We start from the raw sequence: 18,546 nt of genomic DNA, 5'->3' as shown, positions 1-18,546 counted from the left end.
ATGGCCCTGTACGACAACATCCTCGACACCATCGGGCTTACCCCGGTGGTCAAACTCCATCGCCTCGCACCCGAGCACGTGACCCTGTACGTCAAGGTCGAGGCGTTCAATCCGGGCGGCTCGGTCAAGGACCGGCTGGCGCTGGCGATCGTTTTGGACGCCGAGCAGCGCGGCCTGCTCAAGCCAGGCGACACGATTGTCGAGGCCACCTCCGGCAATACCGGTGTGGCGCTGGCAATGGTGGCCGCCGCACGCGGCTACAAATTCGTCGCCACCATGGTGGAAACCTTCTCCATCGAGCGCCGCAAACTGATGCGCGCGTATGGCGCCAAGGTCATCCTGACCCCGGCCGCCGAGCGCAGCAGCGGCATGGTGCGTAAAGCCAAGGAACTGGCCGAGCAGCACGGCTGGTTTTTGGCCAGCCAGTTCGCCAACCCGGCCAATCCTGCCTATCACCGCAACACCACTGCGGCGGAAATCCTGCGCGACTTCGCCGGCCACCGGCTGGACCATTTCGTCACCGGCTGGGGCACAGGCGGCACGCTCACCGGTGTGGGCGAAGTGCTGCGCGTGGCTCGCCCGGAAGTGCGCATCACCGCCACCGAGCCGGCCGGAGCCGCATTGCTGCAAGGCCAGGACTGGAAGCCCCACAAGATTCAGGGCTGGACCCCTGACTTCGTGCCCGAAGTGCTCAACCGCGATGTCGCACACGAAGTGCTCAGCGTGGAAGACACCGACGCGATCAGCGTGGCGCGCCGCCTGGCCGCCGAAGAAGGCATCTTCACCGGCATCTCCGGCGGCGCCACCGTCGCCACCGCATTGCGCGTGGCCGAAAGCGCGGTGCCCGGCGCGGTGGTGCTGGCGATGCTGCCCGATACCGGCGAGCGTTACTTTTCCACGCCGCTGTTCGCCGATATCAACGAAGGCTCCGACGACGATTGGTTGGCTGGTCTGCCCTGATCGCTCAGGTTGTGTGTTTGCAGGCACAGGCCGCGCCCACAGCGCGGCCTGTTTGCTTGTCGTCGTTCCAGTCATCGCCCTCGCCTTCTTCAGCATGCACTCGCGCATTGCCGCAGAGACGTCGGACACCGCCAAGCTTTTTGTAGATCGCTCTGTGCGGAGCAGCTTGCACTGCGGCGCCCGCGCACTCCCGCCCATGTCAAGGAAACGTTAGGGTGGCAGCCGTGATGCAGGGAGAACCGTCGTGAGCAATCGGCCATATAGACACAGCAACACCCGCGCTTCGGGCGCCATGGCTGGTCAAGATCACCTCGCCTGCTCACTTTGCGCTGGCACTAGGCTTAGGTGCCTGGCTGCAAAGCGCGTTGGACCTGCCATTGCCTGCGCCAACGCCGTTGGCCTGGATCGAACTATCCGGCGGCGTGATCGCCGGTCTCGGGCTGGCACTGGCGGTGAGCTGCTTCATCCTGTTCGCGCGTCGCCGCACCACCATCATGCCCAACGTCCATCCTTCGCGGCTGGTGCTCGACGGCCCGTATCGCTTCACCCGCAACCCGATGTATCTGGCACTGGTGCTGAGCTATGGCGTCCTGTGTCTGCAACTTGGTCTGCTGTGGGCGGTCGCGTTGTTTCCGCTGCCATGGCTCGCCCTGCAGCTCTACGTCATCCCATTCGAACAAGCGCGTCTGCGCAGCGAATTCGGCCGCCATTACAGCGCCTATTGCGCGCGCGTCAGGCGCTGGTTGTAGTCCTCGATCGTCGATGACATCGCTGCGATGCGATTGAGCAGATCAATCGCATCGGCGCGTTCGCGTGGTCCGTCTGCCGTCGACGCACGCACGCTCAGGCAGTCGCAGTGGCTGAGATGAATGGGCGCTAGCGTGCCCCTTCCGCAACGCGTGCCCCATAACGCGTTGCTCATGCGCACCCTCTAACTATCGCGCCATGAAGATCGAAGTCTGGCAAGGCGACATCACCGAACTCGACATCGACGTCATCGTCAATGCCGCCAACGAATCACTGCTTGGCGGTGGCGGCGTGGATGGTGCCATCCATCACGCAGCCGGCCCGCGCCTGCTGCAAGCCTGCGAGGCGCTGCCGCAAGTGCGTCCAGGCGTGCGCTGCCCCACCGGCGAAATTCGCATCACCGACGGCTTCGATCTCAAGGCCCGCCATGTGTTCCACACCGTCGGCCCGGTGTGGCGCGATGGCAAACACAACGAGCCGGAACAACTCGCCAACTGCTATTGGCAGTCGTTGAAACTGGCCGAGCAGATGCTGCTGCATTCGATCGCGTTCCCGGCGATCAGCTGCGGCATTTACGGCTATCCGCTGTATCAGGCCGTGCGCATCGCCGTTACCGAAACGCGTGCTTGACAGCGTTCGCACCAGGTGCCCAAGCACATCGTGCTGGTGGCCTACAACGAAGCGACCTTCAAGGCGTATCAGCAAGCGCTTGCTGCACAGGAAACTGCTCCCGCCTGAGGCACGGAGTTACAGGTTGAAGATGACGAGCGCCGTGAGGCGCTCGTTGCGTTTGGGGGCGACGCAGAAACTGCTCGATCGGTTCAAACGCAAACGCCGGCATTGCTGCCGGCGTTTTTTCTTACGGTTGATCCGGACCAGGAGCGGCCAACAAACCGATCAGCCCTTCCACTTGCCCAGCGCGGCCAGACCGTTTTCCTTGGCGCGCTCATAGATGATCTGCTGCGCCTTGGCGACGTTGCCGGTCATGTCCTTGGCCCACAGCTTCAGTGCGGCCTGCTGCATCGCACGGCCATAGGAGAAGCTCAGCGGCCACGGCAGATTGCCGAGCTGGTGCATCTCGTTGAGGTGCGCAGTGGACTGCTCGTCGCTCTGGCCGCCGGACAGGAACACGATGCCCGGCAGGATCGCCGGTACGGTCGACTTCAGGCACATCACAGTGGACTCGGCGACTTCTTCCACACCGGCCTGTTCTTCGCAGCCCTTGCCGGAGATGACCATTGAGGCCTTCAGGATGGTGCCTTCGAGCACGACATTTTGCTCATACAGTGCGCCGAACAGCGAACGCAGCGTGGCTTCGGTGACTTCGTAGCAGGTCTCGATGTCGTGGTTGCCGTCCATGATCACTTCCGGCTCGACCATCGGCACCAGGCCCTGCTCCTGACACAGCGCGGCGTAACGCGCCAGCGCATGCGAATTGGCCTCGATGCAGGTGCCTGACGGCATGTCTTCGCCGATGTTGATGACTGCACGCCACTTGGCGAAACGCGCGCCCAGCGTGTAGTACTCCTCAAGGCGTGCACGCAGACCGTCCAGGCCTTCGGTGACCAGCTCGCCCGGCATGCCGGCCAGCGGCTGCGCGCCCTTGTCGACCTTGATGCCCGGGATGATGCCGTGGTCTGCCATGTACTTGGCGAACGGCACGCCGTCCTTGGTCTTCTGACGGATGGTCTCGTCGAACAGGATGGCGCCGGAGATGTAATCGCTCAGCTTGGGCGTGGTCAGCAGCAGTTCGCGATACGCGCGACGGTTTTCTTCGATGTTCTCGATGCCGACGCTGGCAAAACGCTTGGCGATCGTGCTGGTCGATTCGTCGATGGCGATGATGCCCTTGCCCGGGGCGACCATGGCCTGGGCGGTTTCGGCAAGCTGTTCGATGCTCATGTAGTTCCTGTGGCAGCTGCGGGGGAGAACGAAAGTATAGCGACGAAAGTCGTACACATTGCTTCACGGAATGTCTGCAACCGATTACACGTGTCCTGCATGACAGGATGTGTGGCGCGGCGCGCATCGCGATGTGTATGCGTGCCGACAATGCTTGTTGCCGATGTCATCGCTGGCAAGACAGCAGACGGGACAAGGCATTGGCATGTTCGATGTAGATGTGTGTGTGGTGGTCATGCCAGCACAACTAACGACCCGGGTGCTTGAAGTCACGCAGCACGTGTTTGCACACAGATCCTGGCCGCTTGAAGTTGCAGCGGGATGTGTACCGACAACGCATCGAACTGGTGCGTGCATGGCGTCTTCTATGGCGCCTCGCCTGCGCAAACCATCGGCAATAAACACCACCCGAAAAATCCGACACGGCACAACGGCGACCCGCAGGCCGCCGTTGTGTCGGCACTCGCGATTGCATCGCACATCGCGCGTTTCACAGACGCGCGATGTCATCACGACACAAGCGTGACTATAGCTCGCCCAATCCGCTGGCGCGGCCGTCTTCGCCCACTTCCAGCAGACGCAAGGTGTTGGTGGCGCCATGGGTTTCCATATGCTCGCCGCTGGTGAACACCACGCGGTCGCCAGGTCCCATGCGCTCGTTCTCCACCAGCAGACGGATCGCCGCACGTGCGGCCTCGCGCGGGGTGAGGCCGCGGCTGTCGAAGCTGATCGGGAACACGCCACGCACCATCGCCATGTGGCGGCGTGCGCCATCGTGACGGGTGAACGCGTAGATCGGCATGTTGGAGCGGAAGCGCGACAGGTAACGCGGGGTGCCGCCGGATTCGGTCAATGCGACCACACCGGCCAGACCGATGTGCTCGGACAGGAACATCGTCGCCATCGCAATCGCCTGGTCGGCGCGCTGCAGATTGCGTTGCGCCGCTTCAAAGTCGGTGTCGAACTCGAACTGGCGCTCGGCACCCAGACAGATGCGCGCCATCGCTTCCACCGCACGCACCGGATAGGCACCGGCAGCGGTTTCGGCCGAGAGCATCACCGCGTCGGTGCCGTCGATGACCGCATTGGCCACGTCGAGCACTTCGGCACGGGTTGGGATCGGGCTTTCCACCATCGACTGCAGCATCTGCGTGGCGGTGATCACCACTTTGTTCTGCGCCAGCGATTCGCGGATGATCTTCTTCTGCAGACCCGGCAATTCGGCATCGCCGATTTCCACACCCAAATCGCCGCGCGCCACCATCACCACGTCGGAGGCTTCGACGATCTCGACCAGGTTCTCGATCGCTTCGGTGCGCTCGATCTTGGACACCAGCGCGGCATCGCAGCCGTGCTGGCGTGCGATGCGACGCGCGTCGTTCATGTCTTCGGCATTGCGGCAGAACGACACTGCGATGAAGTCCACACCGATCTTGGCGACGATGCCGATCAATTCCTTGTCGCGCTCGGTCAGCGCGCCCAGCGACAACCCGCCGCCCTGCTTGTTCAAGCCCTTGCGGTCGGACAACACGCCATCGTTGAGCACCGTGGTGACGATGCGCTGCCCCTGCACTTCGGTCACCTGCAGCTGCACTAGACCATCGTCCAGCAGCAGCACATCGCCCGCAGCCACGTCCTGCGGCAAGCCCAGGTAGCTGACGCCCACCTGATGCTGGTCGCCGGCCGGGGCATTGGCATCGGCCAACAGGTCGAAGCGCTCGCCCATGATCAGCTTGATCTTGCCTTCGGCAAAGCGCTCAATGCGGATCTTCGGGCCGGGCAGATCGGCCAGGATGCCGACCTCGGCACCGACACGCACTGCAGCGGCGCGTACTTCGGCCGCACGCTTGGCCTGGCCGGACGGATCGCCGTGGCTGAAATTGAGGCGCACCACGTTGACGCCCGCCTTGAACAAAGCGTCCAGCACACCGGGGGGATCCGTGGCCGGTCCAAGCGTTGCGAGGATTTTGGTGCGGCGTTGGCGTTCTTTCATGATGGCCTCCCTGTAAAAGCCGCGAAACTTAACACACGCGTCACCTACCCAGGATGGCATTACGGCATAGCCACCCTTGCATTCCGGCATGTCCGAAGACAGTGCGAGACAGTACGTACGCTTTCCGCATCGGCTGGCGCGCCGTTGGACGTTGCTGTGGGCTGCCACCCTAACCCGGCAGCGGTGAAGGTCTCACGGTTCGGAGCGGCAACTAGAGGGCGGTGCTCGGAGCGCGGATGCTGCAAAATGATCGCAGCATCCGCGTACTGGTCCCCATTTGCGAGCGCCGGCCGCGCTCGCCTGGCGGTGCGCGCAGCTGCTTTGTCCGTCACTGCTCATGCATCGATCAAGGCGCGCAACTCGGCAGGCCTGTGCGCGATCGCACCGGCCCCGGCTGTGCGCAGTTCAGCTTCGTCACCGAAGCCCCACAACACGCCGATGCTCTGGATGCCATGGTGATTGGCGCCATCGATATCCATGCGGCGGTCGCCGATCATCACGCAGCCGGTTTTTTCGATCTTCAAACGGCGCAGTGCTTCGGCGATGAGGTCCGGCTTGAAGCGACGCTCGCCGTCTTCGCTTGCACCAATCACGTCTTCGAAGCACGCACCAAAGGGCAGATGCTCGACGATGCGGCGCGCGTAGCGCTCGTTCTTCGAGGTGACTACCGCCAGGCGGTGACCGGCGCGATGCAGGCCGGTGATGACGTTGCCGATGTCGTCAAACACGCTGAGCTCGGTCCAGCCCACCGCGTCGTAGCGCGCGCGATAGGCCGCCAGCGCGCGCTGCACCCGTTCCGGATCATCCGGAAAGCACTCGGCAAAACTGTCGCGTAAGGGCGGGCCGATCCACGCGCGCAGGGTCTGCACCGATGGACGCGGCTGGCCCACCTCGTCGAAGGCATGCACGATGCTGGCGACGATGCCCGGCTCCGAATCGACCAGGGTGCCGTCCAGATCGAAAAACAGCGTGGCTGCACTCACTTGCCGCGCGCCTCGAGTGCGGCCACGGCCGGCAGGGTCTTGCCTTCCAGAAATTCCAGAAACGCGCCGCCACCGGTGGAGATGTAGGTGACGTCCTTGGCGATGTGGTACTTGTCGACGGCCGCCAGGGTGTCGCCACCGCCTGCAATCGAGAACGCATTGGAACTGGCGATTGCACGCGCCAGCGTTTCGGTGCCGTGGCTGAAGGGCTCGAATTCGAACACGCCTACCGGCCCGTTCCACACCACGGTGCCGGCGCTGGCGATCAACTCGGCATAGCGCGCGGCGGTCTGTGGGCCGATATCCAGAATCAGGTCATCGGCCTCGACGGCATCGAGCGACTTCACGGTGGCTTGCGCATCGGGCAGAAACTGCTTGGCCACGACCACATCGTTGGGCAGCGGGATCTCCGCACCGCGCAGCTTGGCATCGGCGACGATCTGGTTGGCGGTGGGAATCAGATCCGGCTCGTTCAAGGACTTGCCGACGTCATGCCCGGCTGCGGCGATAAAGGTGTTGGCGATGCCGCCGCCGACGATCAGTTGATCGACCTTGTTGACCAGATTGGCCAGCAGCTCCAGCTTGGTGGAGACCTTGCTGCCGGCCACAATCGCCAGCAGCGGCTTGGCCGGGTTGTCCAGCGCCTTGGCCAGCGCGTCCAGTTCGGCCATCAACAGCGGGCCGCCTGCAGCCACCGGGGCGAAACGGATCACGCCGTGCGTGGAGGCCTGCGCGCGATGCGCGGTGCCGAACGCGTCCATGACGAACACATCGCACAGCGCGGCGTACTTGCGCGCCAAGGCTGCGTCGTCCTTACCCTCGCCGACATTCATGCGGCAATTTTCCAGCAACACCACCTGGCCCGGCGCCACCTCGACATCGTCGACCCAATCGCGCATCAGCGGCACGTCCATGCCCAACAGCTCGGTCAGGCGTGCAGCCACCGGCGCCAGCGAATCTTCTTCGGTCCAGCTGCCTTCCTTGGGGCGGCCCAGATGCGAGGTAACCATCACTGCAGCGCCTTTTTCCAGCGCCAGCTTGATGGTGGGCACCGAGGCGGTGATGCGCTGTTCGGAGGTGATCTGGCCGTTGTCGATCGGCACGTTGAGATCTTGACGGATCAGCACGCGCTTGCCGGAGAGATCGAGGTCGGTCATGCGGACAATGGACATGGAGTCAGCTCGCTAAGTCTGGGGGAATGAAGAATCGGGAATGGCGAATCGAGGAAGCAGCCAGTGCGCAGAGCGCCAACGTCTGGCCGCTACGCGGGCAGACGCCCTGGGGCAGCCGTCGCAGGCTGTCGTTGCGCGCTTGTGCAGATCGCGGGGATCGCAGCTTGCCTGTCGCGCATGTCGCTGCCCATACGGCTGGCGATGCGGGAGATGATCGGTCGAACACGACGGGCAATGCGGCTGCCTTGGCAACGGGGGACGCCCATTGTCGGACCTTCGCGCCGCAGCGGCAAACCGCAGTGCGGCGCACGTCGTCAGGGGTTGCGATTGGCGGCCGAACTACGCAACAGACTCACTGCGAGACCGCCGACCAGCAGACCCCATAGCAAACACCGTTCCCAGTGGCGCGGCGTGGTAGCCGGCTGCAACGCCGCGTCGCCGGCCAGCGGCTGTGCTTGCGCAGCGATGTTGGCCTGGGCCGGTTGCCATTGCGCCCCGCGTTCGCGGCGCAAGGCCTGCAGCATCGAGGCCAGCGGCGCTTCGCCGCGTGACGCGCGCGCTGCCCGCAACCACTGCATACGGCGGCTGGCCCTGCGCCAGAAAGATCACCCGCTCCGGCGGGTAGCCCACACGCGGGGTCGGCACCGCGGTGCTACGCCGCTGCGCGGCGAGCAGCCGCCATTGGCGATCGCGCACCGGTGCGGACAGCCGTTGCGGCGGCGATGCAGCTGCGGCGCCATTGCCCAGGCGATAGGCCAATTGCAAAGCAGCCTTCCAGCGCCACTGGCATCGCGTGCGGCAATCAGCTACAGATCGCCGTTGGCAGGCGCCGCACCCGTCGGCAATGCAAACAACGGCACGCGCTGCCGGCGGGTCGCAGCGGCTGGCGCTGCATCCACCGGCAGAAGTGGCAGTCGGCACTTCCTCGCCACGCGCATCAATCACCGTGACATCGCGCAACCCTGCATCATGTACACTGCGATAGATCGCATCGTTCAAGCTCAGCTGGTACATGCCGGCACCCAAGCCAGCCACCTGCAACGGCCATTGCTGGCGATAGTCCTGACGTACATCGGCCGCTTGCGCTATCAACGGCATCAGCAGCAGCCGTTCCCATTGCATTGATTTCATGCCTGATCCTTTTCGACGCCATCGTCGCCGACTGCATTCTCTTCAATAGCCGCCTGCCGCGGCGGTGCCGGTGGCAGATAGCCCACCACGGTGCACAACAGGCCGTAGGCCATGAACGAGCCGATGCCGAGCAGGTTGCCCAGATGCTGGCGATCGACCAAGACCAACTTGGCCAATACCAGGCCCATCACCAACGCCCCACCCAGCCACAGGCCGCGCTGACCGCGCTGACCGCGGCGCGAGCCGATCACCCAGCCCAGCACACCCAGCACGCTCCACCCGATGGTCAGGCTGGTCTGCGACGAGGTTGCATTGATCAAGGACGCATCCCACGCCACGCCGCCCCAGTGCTGCACGCTGTGCAAGGTGCTGCCGGTGATCAAAACACCCAGTCCAACACCCCAGCGCAGTCACACGCCAACGTTGCAAGGCCAATGGCGCCTGCGCAGACCATGCCCACCGGGCAAGCACGGCCAGTTGCGCCAGCTCAGTCGGGTTGAGCAAGGGCAGCCACGGCAACGGCGCTGCGCTTACTGGATCCAGTAATACGATCAACCAACCAATGCCCAGTACCGCGAACACGCAACTCAGCAAAGCATTGCGCGCAGGATCGAAGTTTGCTCCTTGCGGCCACGCCAGCCACGGCCAACGCAGCAGACCCACGGCCGTCACGGCAAGCCAGGGTGCGGCGAGCAATGCGCAGCGCCAGCCGTTAGCGAGCATGAATGCATCGGCCAACCAAGCCGCGCCCAACGACACCACCAACGGCCACAGTAACCACCAGATGCACTGCGCGGCCACGGCGCCTGCGTCATGCTGCATGCGCAGGCGCCACAGTGCACGTGCACCGGCCACGGCGAACGCCAACCAGGCCAACGCGCCCCACTGTGCGAACGGCTGGGTCTGCGCATGGCTTTGCCACAGCTCCAGCGGCACGGCCGGAGCCAGCGCGGACATCACCGTCCACACCAACGCCGTTGCGGGGCGACGACGATGGACCTCGGCCGCCATCCACAGCGTGAGCGCCACAAAGCCCAGCAGCGGATACAGACGCGCCTGCAGCGCGAACGCCACCAGCGGCGTGCCGAACAACAAACTGCCATCGATCAACTTGCGCGCGCTGCCATCGCCACGCCGCGCATGCAGCACCGAAATGGCCACAGACATGGCGAAGCTGATGCCCATCGACAGGCCGGCACCCAGCAATCCAGACAACTTGAAGGCGGCGAACACGGTCAACAACAACCCGCCGATGGCGCCACCCTACAAGGCCAACGCAACCCCCTGCCGCTGCAGTCGTTGCTTCCAGCCGAATACCAGACCGGCCAATGCGAGCACACTGATGCCGGCCAGCCGCAGTTCGACCGGCATGCGCATCCAGCCCTGATCGCTGGCGTACTTCAACAACGACGCCACACCGGCCAACAACACCAGCATGCAGACCTTGACCGGCACATTTGTTGGTGCTGGCTGATGCAACGCCGCCGCATCCGCGGTCCGTGCTCCAGCCCCGCTGGACTGCCACTGCACAAGCCGCTGCTCCAGCGCATCCACGCGCCGCCGCAGCACGGCAATCCACACCAGTGCGATCGCCAACCCCACCGGCACCGCAAGCAGAAACAGCAGCACCAACCCGATCATCGTTTCCAACGCACCAAGCCCTGAGTCGGCATCCGGCAGAATGCGCGAACCATACAGACTCAGCACACGTCTGGGCAGCCAGTTGCGATATGAGCACGCAGCGACGGTAATGCGTCAGCGGCGGCGGCATCTACCGACATCATCGTTGACACCCTTGACCGTTTCGCCATCGCCGGCCTCGACGTCGAACGACTGGATCGCTTCACCATCGGCATTCATCCAGGCCGGCGTACCTGGCTGCTTCTTCGCCGCCCAACTGTTCAATGGAGCCGAAAACGCAATCACCATACCGAGCGCCAATGCTCCCGCCAGAAACTTATCCATCGTTATGTTCTCTCGATCCATGGAGTTCCCCGATCCTTCGTCCACGACACGGGAACGGCCACCGTGCTAGCAAATTAGCGCACGTGAGCATCTCAAAGCCCACATCTTGTATTGGCCACAACGGCGTGATGGCGCATGTCCACATTACGCTCCCACACGCAAAAAAAAGGCCCCGGCATGCCGGGGCCTTTTACTCATCGCCTAAGCGCGAAATTACTTCGCGACAACCCGCACCATTTCCAGGCACTTGTTGGAGTAGCCCCACTCGTTGTCGTACCAGGACACCAGCTTGACGAAAGTGGAGTCCAGGGCGATGCCGGCGTCGGCATCGAACACCGAGGTACAGGTTTCGCCGCGGAAATCGGTGGCCACCACCTTGTCTTCGGTGTAGCCCAGCACGCCCTTCAAGGCGCCTTCGCTCTGTGCCTTCACTTCGGCGCAGATTTCGGCGTAGCTGGCCGGATTTTCCAGCTCGACGGTGAGGTCGACCACTGAAACGTCCGAGGTCGGCACGCGGAAGCTCATGCCGGTGAGCTTCTTGTTGAGCTCTGGAATCACCACGCCCACCGCCTTGGCAGCGCCGGTGGAGGACGGAATGATGTTTTCCAGAATGCCGCGCCCACCGCGCCAATCCTTGTTCGACGGGCCGTCCACCGTCTTCTGCGTTGCAGTGGCTGCGTGCACAGTGGTCATCAGGCCGCGCTTGATGCCCCACTTGTCGTTGATCACCTTGGCCAACGGCGCCAGGCAGTTGGTGGTGCACGAGGCGTTGGAGACGATCGCTTCGCCCTTGTAGGTCTTGTCGTTGACGCCGAACACGAACATCGGCGTGTCGTCCTTGGACGGCGCCGACAAGATCACCTTCTTGGCGCCCGCGTCGATGTGCTTCTGCGCGGTTTCCTTGGTGAGGAACAGGCCGGTGGACTCGATCACCACATCGGCGCCGACCGCATCCCACTTAAGGTTGGCCGGGTCGCGTTCCTGGGTCAGGCGGATCTTGTTGCCGTTGACGATCAGCGTGTTGCCGTCGACCGATACCTCGGCCTTGAAGCGGCCATGCACCGAGTCGTACTGCAGCATATAGGCAAGATAGTCGGGCTCGAGCAGGTCATTGATGGCCACGATCTCGATGCCATTGGCGAAGTTCTGCACCGCAGAGCGCAGCACGTTGCGGCCGATGCGCCCGAATCCGTTGATGCCAACCTTGATTGCCATGTTCACTAGCTCCTGCGGCCGCGACAGCGCGGCGGATGGAAAGGGACCGCCATTCTAGCAGCGTCGCACTCGCGCAGCCGTGCGGTTGAACGCTGCGCGGCACAGCGCGCAAAGACGTTGCGGACAGGTGCAGCCGCACCATCACAGTGCCCCCCGAACGCTGCTGGTGAATGCATTGCCGGCATGGGATGTCTGTGTTCGCCGCATGCGCGATGCACGACCCCACTTGCATCGATAGACCTGATGATCCAGCGCTTGTACGCACTGCGCCGGCAGCGGGCTCGGCAATCGCGTCTGCCCTTCAGAAGGCACAGGCACATCGCATCTCAATCGAGCATCCGCACCTGGCACTCGGCGCAATGAGCGAGCAGCTGGACAACAGTTGCAATCCAATGCACACAATAAATCCCTACTAATTTATCTAATTTTCAACAACTTAAAAATTAATAAAATACGCCAAACAGCATATTCAAGACTATGCCGAACAGCAGAATTTCGGCACTCCGTGAATTTCGATACTGGCGCTGCCTGCTGAGGCACCCATCAATCACAACGGAGATTTCCCATGCGTCGCACCCTTATCTCTCTGGTTCTGGCTCTGGCCGCCATCCCGGCGCTGGCCGCTGGCGTGATGCATTACACCGAAAAGGCAACGTTGCCCGCCGATGGCGAAGCGCGTGAAGTGGCCGCACTGTTCGACACCTGGAACGCCGCGCTGGCCACCGGCAATCCGCACAAGGTGGCCGATTTGTACGCACCGGACGGCGTGCTGTTGCCGACCGTCTCCAACGAAGTGCGCGCCTCGCGGGCGCAGATCGAAAAGTACTTCGAAATTTTCCTGACCAAGAAGCCGCAGGGCGTCGTCAACTACCGCACCGTGCGCGTGCTCGATGAAGACAGCGCAGTGGATGCCGGCGTCTACACCTTCACCCTGACCGACAAGGACGGCAAGAAGAGCAAGGTGCAAGCGCGTTACACCTTCGTGTACGAAAAGCGCGACGACAAGTGGCTGATCATCAACCACCACAGCTCGGCAATGCCGGAAGTGGATGCGCCCAAGGTCGCCAAGGTCAAGTAAGTGCTCGATCCCCGCAGCCATCCGCTCGCTGCCTGCTCCATCGCGCATGCAAGCGTCGGCGTTCCTCCCACGCCGCCGCTTGCGCCAGGCGCATCGCGTTGCACCTCAGACGCGATGCGCCGGTGCGATCACCGCCACGGCGAGCACCGCTGTTGTCAGTGCCAGCTCCTGCTCACATCCGCGCATGACCCACAGCGTCATTGCGCCGACGAATTGATCAGGATCAAGGCAGCCCTCGGGCAAACCTACAAGACGTCCTCCATCGACTGCACACAACGAGAGTTTCCATGCGCATGCGTTCTACCCTTCTGCTCGCCGGCCTGGCCGCCAGCTTCGCCAGCGTCCCCGCACTTGCTCAATCCAAAGGCGACTGGACCGTTGCCGTCGGCGCCCACCAGGTCGCCCCCAAATCCGACAACGGCCGGCTGGTCGGCGGCACGCTCGAAGCGGACGTCGGCAAGGACATCAAGCCGACCTTCAGCGCGGAATACTTCATCGCCGACAACCTGGGCATTGAAGTTCTGGCTGCGCTGCCGTTCGAGCACGACATCGCGCTCCGCGGCATGGGCCGCGTCGGCAGCACCAAGCATCTGCCACCGGTAATTTCGCTGCAATACCACTTTAACAGCCAGGGCAAGCTCTCGCCGTTCGTTGGCGCGGGTATCAACTACACGCGGTTCTTCAACACCGACACAAGCGGCGCGCTGGCCGGCAGCGAACTGGAGCTGGACGATTCCTGGGGCCTGGCGCTGCATGCAGGCGTGGACTACAAGCTCAGCGACCGCGGCGCGCTGCGCGTGAACCTGCGTTGGATCGATATCGATACCGAAGCCAGCCTCAATGGCAACCGCATCGGCACGGTCAACATCGACCCGCTGGTCTATGGCGTGGCGTACGTGCACCGGTTCTGATCCTAGCGGCGTGCACGGTGCATCTCTTGCACACTTGGCGTGCAGGGAGGTGAAGCCACCGCCGGAGTTGCGGACAGGTTGATCACGCCGACCGCCTGTCCGACCTGCCGGGGATCCCATGCGCATGCTGATCCGTCATGTCGATTTAAACGGCGCGCGGCTGGGAAGGGCGAAGATCGATCCATTGACCTACGGCGTGTCGTATCTGGTGTATTCCTGATCGCATTGCAGACGTCACGCTGAGGCGTGGCTGGCGTCGATTGTGGCGGCCATCAAACCGTCCCAAAGCGATGCGTACACTTGTGGGATGAAGACCTTCCCATCTTATTATTTTGTTCTTGCCACAGCCGTTGCCGCGGCACTCCATCCCATCACCGTATTGGCCTGGGGCGCGCAAGGCCACCGTCTGGTGGCGCGCCTTGCCGAGACAGAGCTGAGTCCACAAGCGCGTGCGCAGGTGGCGCAATTGCTGGCAGGCGAGGCGAATCCTAGCCTGGCCGGGGTCGCCAGCTGGGCCGATGATCTGCGCGAACACGATCCGGATCTGGGCAAGCGTTCCGGGCCCTGGCATTACGTCAATCTGGGCGAACACGATTGCAACTACGTGCCGGCGCGCGACTGCCCGGATGGTCATTGCGTGATCGCAGCGCTGGATCAGCAAACCGCGTTGCTTGCCGATCGCAGCCAGCCGTTGGACGTGCGTCGCCAGGCATTGAAGTTCGTGGTGCATTTTGTTGGCGACATCCATCAGCCCATGCACGCCGGCTATGCTCACGACAACGGCGGCAACGCGTTCCAGCTACAGATCGATGGCAAGGGCAGCAATCTGCATTCGCTCTGGGACAGCGGCATGCTCAACGACCGCCACCTCAGCGACGATGCCTATTGGCAGCGCCTGCTGGCGTTGCCCGCTGCCACTGCAGTTTCGCCAGTGCTGCCGCCGCCCGCTGCGGCATGGGCGCAGGCGTCCTGCAAGATCGCCATCACGCCGGGCGTGTATCCGAGCAAGCACGTGTTGCCGGATAGCTACATTGCGACTTACCGTCCGCTTGCCGAGACGCAATTGCGGATTGCCGGCGACCGACTCGCCGCCGTGCTCAATGCGGCGCTGGCCGCCCCCTGATATGGAGACGCCGATGCAGCCCGAGGTCCTTGCGTTCTTCCACGCCGACAGCAACACCTTCACCTATATGGTTGGCGATGCGGCGTCGGCTGCTGCAGCGGTGATCGACCCGGCGCTGGATTACGCGGCCGACACCGGCGAGGTGCGCACGCATGCAGCGCAGGCCATCGTCGATGCCATCGCCCAACGCGGCTGGCAGGTGCACTGGCTGCTGGAAACCCATGCGCATGCCGATCACCTGTCTGCTGCGCAATGGCTGAAACAGCACTGGCCGCAGGCGCGCATCGGTATCGGCGAAGGCATTCGGGATTTGCAACAGACACTCGCAGCGGATTATGCGTTGCCACCGGACTTTCGCGCCGATGGCTCGCAGTTCGATCATCTGTTCGCCGACGACGAACGTTTCCTGCTCGGCGGTATCCAGGCGCGCGTTATCGCAGTGCACGGGCATACCAGCGACAGCATTGCGTATCTGATCGGCGATGCGCTGTTTCCCGGCGATTCGTTGTTCATGCCCGACGCGGGTACGGCGCGCTGCGATTTCCCCGGTGGCGATGCGCGGCAACTGTTTGCCTCGATCCAGCGCCTGTATGCGCTGCCGGAAGACACGCGTGTGTTCGTCTGCCACGACTACGGCCCAGGCGGCCGCGCTGTGGCGCATCAGACCAGCATTGGCGAACAGCGGCGCGGCAATCTCCATGTGCGCGATGGCGTCGAGATCGAGGCGTTCGTGGCGCAGCGGCAGGCACGCGATGCCACCTTGCCCGAGCCCAAGCTGATCCGGCCTGCGCTGCAGGCCAATCTCCAAGCTGGCCGATGCGGCGGAGTGGATCGGTAACGTTCCAGTGTGGTCGCCACGCGGCGCACGGGGTGCAGCCGCTATGATCGGTATCTGACCCTGCTGGAGCTTACCCATGCGCACGATCGGTTTTTGGCAGCGCGCGTTCTGCCTGTTGATGCTCGCCCTGCCCGTCCTGGCCACTGCGCAGACTGCACCGGTGACGGTGTTTGCCGCAGCAAGCTTGAAGGAATCCATGGACGAGGCCGCGGCCGCTTACGAAAAGGCGACCGGCACGCCGGTACGCGTGTCGTATGCCGCCAGCTCCGCACTGGCACGCCAGATCGAGCAAGGCGCACCGGCAGACGTGTTCTTCTCTGCCGATCTGGAATGGATGGATTATCTGCAGCAGCGCGGCCTGGTGCTGCCGGCGCAGCGCCACAACCTGCTCGGCAACACGCTGGTGCTGATCGCCCCGGCCACCAGCAAGGTGCGCGTGGACCCGCGCAAACTTGGCGCAATTGCCAAGGCACTTGGCGAGAGCGGCCGGTTGGCGGTTGGCCAGACCAACAGCGTGCCGGCCGGCAAATACGCCGCCGCATCGCTGCGCAAGCTTGGCCAGTGGGATGGCTTGAGCAACCGGCTTGCGGAATCGGAGAGCGTGCGCACTGCCCTGATGCTGGTGTCGCGTGGCGAAGCGCCGCTGGGCATCGTGTACGGCTCGGACGCACGCGCCGACCCCAAGGTGCGTGTGGTCGCTACGTTCCCTGAAGACAGCCACGATGCGATCGTGTATCCGGTCGCTGCGTTGAAGAACAGCAGCAATCCCGCCACGGCCGCGTTCATGACATGGCTGAGCAGCAAGCCGGCCAAAGCGATCTTCACTCGCCGCGGTTTTTCGCTGAAGGATTGAGGCGCGCAAGTTGTCCATGTTCACCCCGCAAGAGCTGACAGCCATCGGCTTGAGTCTCAAGGTCGCCATCGTTGCGGCTATCGCCAGCCTGCCGCCGGGTATCGCCTGCGGCTGGTTGCTGGCGCGGCGGCGCTTCCCCGGTAAAGCGCTGTTGGACGCATTGCTGCATCTGCCGTTGGTGATGCCACCGGTGGTGACCGGCTATGCGCTGCTGGTGGTGCTGGGCACGCATGGGCCGGTCGGTCGTTGGCTACTGGAACACGTCGGCATCCAGTTCGCGTTCCGTTGGACCGGCGCAGCGCTGGCGTGCGCGGTGATGGGGTTTCCGTTGATGGTGCGCGCCATTCGCTTGTCCATCGAAGCGACCGATCGCCGGCTCGAAGCGGCTGCGGCCACGCTCGGCGCAGGTCCGTGGCGCGTGTTCTGCAGCATCACCTTGCCGCTGGCCTGGCCGGGCTTGGTGGCCGGCATGGTGCTGGCCTTCGCCAAGGCCTTGGGCGAGTTCGGCGCGACTATCACCTTCGTGTCCAATATTCCCGGCGAAACCCAGACTTTGTCGTCAGCCATCTACGGTTTGATGCAGGTGCCAGGTATGGAATCGGGCGTTTGGCGGCTAGCCGGCGTTGCGTTGGCGATTTCGCTGGCAGCGCTGCTGCTGTCCGAATGGCTGGTGCGCAGGCCGCATCCGCGCGAGGAGGACTGATGCTAGACCTTGATCTGCAATTGCAACGCGGCAACTTCCAATGCCACATCCGGATTCGGGACGATGCGCGTGTGGTGGCCCTGGTCGGCCCTTCCGGCGCGGGCAAGACTACGGTGCTCAACGCGATCGCCGGGCTGGTGCGACCGCAGGCCGGGCATATCCGCATCGATGGGCGGTGTCTCTATGACGCCCAGCAAAGCATGAACCTGCCCACGCACAAACGCAGAATCGGCTACGTGTTTCAGGATGCGCGGCTGTTCCCGCATCTGGATGTGCGGCGCAACTTGCGCTACGGTCGGCACGCACGTTGCACCTCGCCGTTCGGTTTCGATGATGTGGTGGCATTGTTGGGGATTGCGCCGTTGCTGCAACGACGGCCGCGCACTTTATCCGGAGGCGAAGCGCAACGCGTGGCAATCGGCCGGGCCTTGTTGTCGCAGCCGGCGATTCTGTTGTTCGACGAGCCGTTGTCGGCACTGGATCAGGCGCGTCGCGAAGAATTGATTCCCTACCTGCAACGCTTGCGCAATGAGATCCGTCTGCCGATGTTGTACGTCAGCCACAATCACGACGAAGTGCAGCGCATTGCCGATAGCGTGCATGTGTTGGAGTGAGCGGAGCCAGCAGAACTGGTACGTAATGTCTGACCGGTGCGGCCCTCGCCAGGAACGGCATTGGCGCACGCAGGCGCTGCATGTTTGGTGCACTGACTAAGAGCAGCTAACAAACGTAGCGAGCAGTCGTCAGGTGGGTGCGGACGGCGCGCAGGAACCGGAGTGTACGAGTGGTACATGAGGATTCCGAGCACCGGCCGCGCCAGCCTGGCGGTGAGCGCAGTAGTTTTGTTAGCCGCTCTAAGAGCGGCTAACAAAACCCCTTGAATATTGTCTCTCCGGTGGCAAAATTGCGAACATGACGCCTCGCAAAGAGATTCCCATTGCGCTGTGGAAGCGCATCGAGCCGCTGATTCCG

The 18,546-nt window shown here is 63.4% G+C and carries 16 protein-coding genes, 1 other RNA gene and 4 pseudogenes; 11 read left to right on the top strand and 10 right to left on the bottom strand.

Going from position 1 to position 18,546, the window contains the following annotated elements:
• From cysK to XpopCFBP1817_RS05500, 3 genes and pseudogenes are all read left to right on the top strand, one after another.
• Positions 1-960 carry a cysteine synthase A gene (gene cysK, locus XpopCFBP1817_RS05510; RefSeq protein WP_128416342.1) on the top strand — a complete coding sequence of 320 codons (960 nt, stop codon included), beginning with the start codon at positions 1-3 and terminating at the stop codon, positions 958-960.
• A gap of 305 nt (positions 961-1,265) precedes the next feature.
• Entirely contained in the window at positions 1,266-1,709 is a 444-nt protein-coding gene (locus XpopCFBP1817_RS05505) for a methyltransferase (protein ID WP_128416341.1), read from the top strand.
• Positions 1,710-1,905: 196 nt separating this feature from the next.
• Positions 1,906-2,445, top strand: a pseudogene (locus tag XpopCFBP1817_RS05500) (O-acetyl-ADP-ribose deacetylase).
• Positions 2,446-2,604: 159 nt separating this feature from the next.
• Here XpopCFBP1817_RS05500 and XpopCFBP1817_RS05495 read toward each other — a convergent pair.
• The 8 genes and pseudogenes from XpopCFBP1817_RS05495 to gap form a co-directional block, all read right to left on the bottom strand.
• Entirely contained in the window at positions 2,605-3,609 is a 1,005-nt protein-coding gene (locus XpopCFBP1817_RS05495) for a class I fructose-bisphosphate aldolase (RefSeq protein ID WP_128416340.1), read from the bottom strand.
• Between the two features lie 526 nt (positions 3,610-4,135).
• Positions 4,136-5,602 (bottom strand): pyruvate kinase, encoded by a 1,467-nt coding sequence (gene pyk, locus XpopCFBP1817_RS05485; protein ID WP_128416338.1) that lies wholly within the window; start codon positions 5,600-5,602, stop codon positions 4,136-4,138.
• Positions 5,603-5,937: 335 nt separating this feature from the next.
• Positions 5,938-6,585, bottom strand: a complete 648-nt coding sequence (locus tag XpopCFBP1817_RS05480) for an HAD family hydrolase (protein ID WP_128416337.1) — start codon at positions 6,583-6,585, stop codon at positions 5,938-5,940.
• Positions 6,582-7,757, bottom strand: coding sequence for a phosphoglycerate kinase (locus tag XpopCFBP1817_RS05475; RefSeq protein WP_128416336.1), 1,176 nt, complete (start codon positions 7,755-7,757; stop codon positions 6,582-6,584). The genes XpopCFBP1817_RS05480 and XpopCFBP1817_RS05475 overlap by 4 nt, the downstream gene beginning before the upstream one ends.
• Before the next feature lie 314 nt (positions 7,758-8,071).
• Positions 8,072-8,888: pseudogene (locus tag XpopCFBP1817_RS05470) on the bottom strand (DUF3999 family protein).
• Positions 8,885-10,538 (bottom strand): annotated as a pseudogene (locus XpopCFBP1817_RS05465) (DUF2339 domain-containing protein). Before XpopCFBP1817_RS05465 ends, XpopCFBP1817_RS05470 begins: the two co-directional pseudogenes overlap by 4 nt.
• A gap of 105 nt (positions 10,539-10,643) precedes the next feature.
• Positions 10,644-10,874, bottom strand: a complete 231-nt coding sequence (locus XpopCFBP1817_RS05460; RefSeq protein WP_208619546.1) for a hypothetical protein — start codon at positions 10,872-10,874, stop codon at positions 10,644-10,646.
• Between the two features lie 192 nt (positions 10,875-11,066).
• Positions 11,067-12,068 (bottom strand): type I glyceraldehyde-3-phosphate dehydrogenase, encoded by a 1,002-nt coding sequence (gap, locus tag XpopCFBP1817_RS05455; RefSeq protein WP_128416335.1) that lies wholly within the window; start codon positions 12,066-12,068, stop codon positions 11,067-11,069.
• Positions 12,069-12,633: 565 nt separating this feature from the next.
• Between gap and XpopCFBP1817_RS05450 the strand changes: the two genes are divergently transcribed.
• Positions 12,634-13,146: an SgcJ/EcaC family oxidoreductase gene (locus tag XpopCFBP1817_RS05450; RefSeq protein WP_128416334.1), complete on the top strand. Its 513-nt coding sequence runs from the start codon at positions 12,634-12,636 to the stop codon at positions 13,144-13,146.
• A gap of 105 nt (positions 13,147-13,251) precedes the next feature.
• Here XpopCFBP1817_RS05450 and XpopCFBP1817_RS21535 read toward each other — a convergent pair whose 3' ends face one another.
• A complete protein-coding gene (locus XpopCFBP1817_RS21535; protein ID WP_158251274.1) occupies positions 13,252-13,422 on the bottom strand; it encodes a hypothetical protein in 171 nt (56 codons plus the stop codon).
• An 11-nt stretch (positions 13,423-13,433) separates the two neighbouring features.
• Here XpopCFBP1817_RS21535 and XpopCFBP1817_RS05445 point away from each other — a divergent pair, with 11 nt between their 5' ends.
• The 7 genes and pseudogenes from XpopCFBP1817_RS05445 to modC all read left to right on the top strand — a co-directional run bounded on the left by XpopCFBP1817_RS05445 (position 13,434) and on the right by modC (position 18,188).
• Positions 13,434-14,057 carry an OmpW/AlkL family protein gene (locus XpopCFBP1817_RS05445; RefSeq protein ID WP_128416333.1) on the top strand — a complete coding sequence of 208 codons (624 nt, stop codon included), beginning with the start codon at positions 13,434-13,436 and terminating at the stop codon, positions 14,055-14,057.
• A 136-nt stretch (positions 14,058-14,193) separates the two neighbouring features.
• A pseudogene (locus XpopCFBP1817_RS05440) lies at positions 14,194-14,277 on the top strand (OmpW/AlkL family protein); the annotation flags it as partial.
• A gap of 87 nt (positions 14,278-14,364) precedes the next feature.
• Positions 14,365-15,180: a S1/P1 nuclease gene (locus XpopCFBP1817_RS05435; protein WP_128416332.1), complete on the top strand. Its 816-nt coding sequence runs from the start codon at positions 14,365-14,367 to the stop codon at positions 15,178-15,180.
• Positions 15,181-15,193: 13 nt separating this feature from the next.
• Complete coding sequence (locus XpopCFBP1817_RS05430; protein ID WP_128416331.1) at positions 15,194-16,018, top strand: MBL fold metallo-hydrolase; 825 nt, start codon at positions 15,194-15,196, stop codon at positions 16,016-16,018.
• Between the two features lie 76 nt (positions 16,019-16,094).
• Entirely contained in the window at positions 16,095-16,871 is a 777-nt protein-coding gene (gene modA / locus XpopCFBP1817_RS05425) for a molybdate ABC transporter substrate-binding protein (protein WP_128416330.1), read from the top strand.
• 16 nt (positions 16,872-16,887) lie between these two features.
• Positions 16,888-17,574: a molybdate ABC transporter permease subunit gene (gene modB / locus XpopCFBP1817_RS05420; RefSeq protein WP_208619545.1), complete on the top strand. Its 687-nt coding sequence runs from the start codon at positions 16,888-16,890 to the stop codon at positions 17,572-17,574.
• Positions 17,574-18,188 carry a molybdenum ABC transporter ATP-binding protein gene (modC, locus tag XpopCFBP1817_RS05415; RefSeq protein ID WP_128416328.1) on the top strand — a complete coding sequence of 205 codons (615 nt, stop codon included), beginning with the start codon at positions 17,574-17,576 and terminating at the stop codon, positions 18,186-18,188. The genes modB and modC overlap by 1 nt, the downstream gene beginning before the upstream one ends.
• 104 nt (positions 18,189-18,292) lie before the next feature.
• Here the strand turns inward: modC and XpopCFBP1817_RS05410 are convergent.
• A non-coding RNA gene (locus tag XpopCFBP1817_RS05410) (sX9 sRNA) lies at positions 18,293-18,367 on the bottom strand.
• Positions 18,368-18,546 lie beyond the last annotated feature (179 nt).

The organism is Xanthomonas populi (assembly GCF_002940065.1).
Classification (GTDB): domain Bacteria; phylum Pseudomonadota; class Gammaproteobacteria; order Xanthomonadales; family Xanthomonadaceae; genus Xanthomonas; species Xanthomonas populi.
This window is presented reverse-complemented; position numbering and strand designations above follow the sequence as displayed.

What these genes read in the sequence shown, in the direction of transcription:
- cysK (WP_128416342.1), top strand. Translation starts at nt 1, where the DNA reads ATGGCCCTGTACGACAACATCCTCGACACCATCGGGCTTACCCCGGTG.
- XpopCFBP1817_RS05495 (WP_128416340.1), bottom strand. Translation starts at nt 3,609, where the DNA reads ATGAGCATCGAACAGCTTGCCGAAACCGCCCAGGCCATGGTCGCCCCG.
- pyk (WP_128416338.1), bottom strand. Translation starts at nt 5,602, where the DNA reads ATGAAAGAACGCCAACGCCGCACCAAAATCCTCGCAACGCTTGGACCG.
- XpopCFBP1817_RS05475 (WP_128416336.1), bottom strand. Translation starts at nt 7,757, where the DNA reads ATGTCCATTGTCCGCATGACCGACCTCGATCTCTCCGGCAAGCGCGTG.
- XpopCFBP1817_RS05460 (WP_208619546.1), bottom strand. Translation starts at nt 10,874, where the DNA reads ATGGATCGAGAGAACATAACGATGGATAAGTTTCTGGCGGGAGCATTG.
- gap (WP_128416335.1), bottom strand. Translation starts at nt 12,068, where the DNA reads ATGGCAATCAAGGTTGGCATCAACGGATTCGGGCGCATCGGCCGCAAC.
- XpopCFBP1817_RS05450 (WP_128416334.1), top strand. Translation starts at nt 12,634, where the DNA reads ATGCGTCGCACCCTTATCTCTCTGGTTCTGGCTCTGGCCGCCATCCCG.
- XpopCFBP1817_RS05445 (WP_128416333.1), top strand. Translation starts at nt 13,434, where the DNA reads ATGCGCATGCGTTCTACCCTTCTGCTCGCCGGCCTGGCCGCCAGCTTC.
- XpopCFBP1817_RS05435 (WP_128416332.1), top strand. Translation starts at nt 14,365, where the DNA reads ATGAAGACCTTCCCATCTTATTATTTTGTTCTTGCCACAGCCGTTGCC.
- XpopCFBP1817_RS05430 (WP_128416331.1), top strand. Translation starts at nt 15,194, where the DNA reads ATGCAGCCCGAGGTCCTTGCGTTCTTCCACGCCGACAGCAACACCTTC.
- modA (WP_128416330.1), top strand. Translation starts at nt 16,095, where the DNA reads ATGCGCACGATCGGTTTTTGGCAGCGCGCGTTCTGCCTGTTGATGCTC.
- modB (WP_208619545.1), top strand. Translation starts at nt 16,888, where the DNA reads ATGTTCACCCCGCAAGAGCTGACAGCCATCGGCTTGAGTCTCAAGGTC.
- modC (WP_128416328.1), top strand. Translation starts at nt 17,574, where the DNA reads ATGCTAGACCTTGATCTGCAATTGCAACGCGGCAACTTCCAATGCCAC.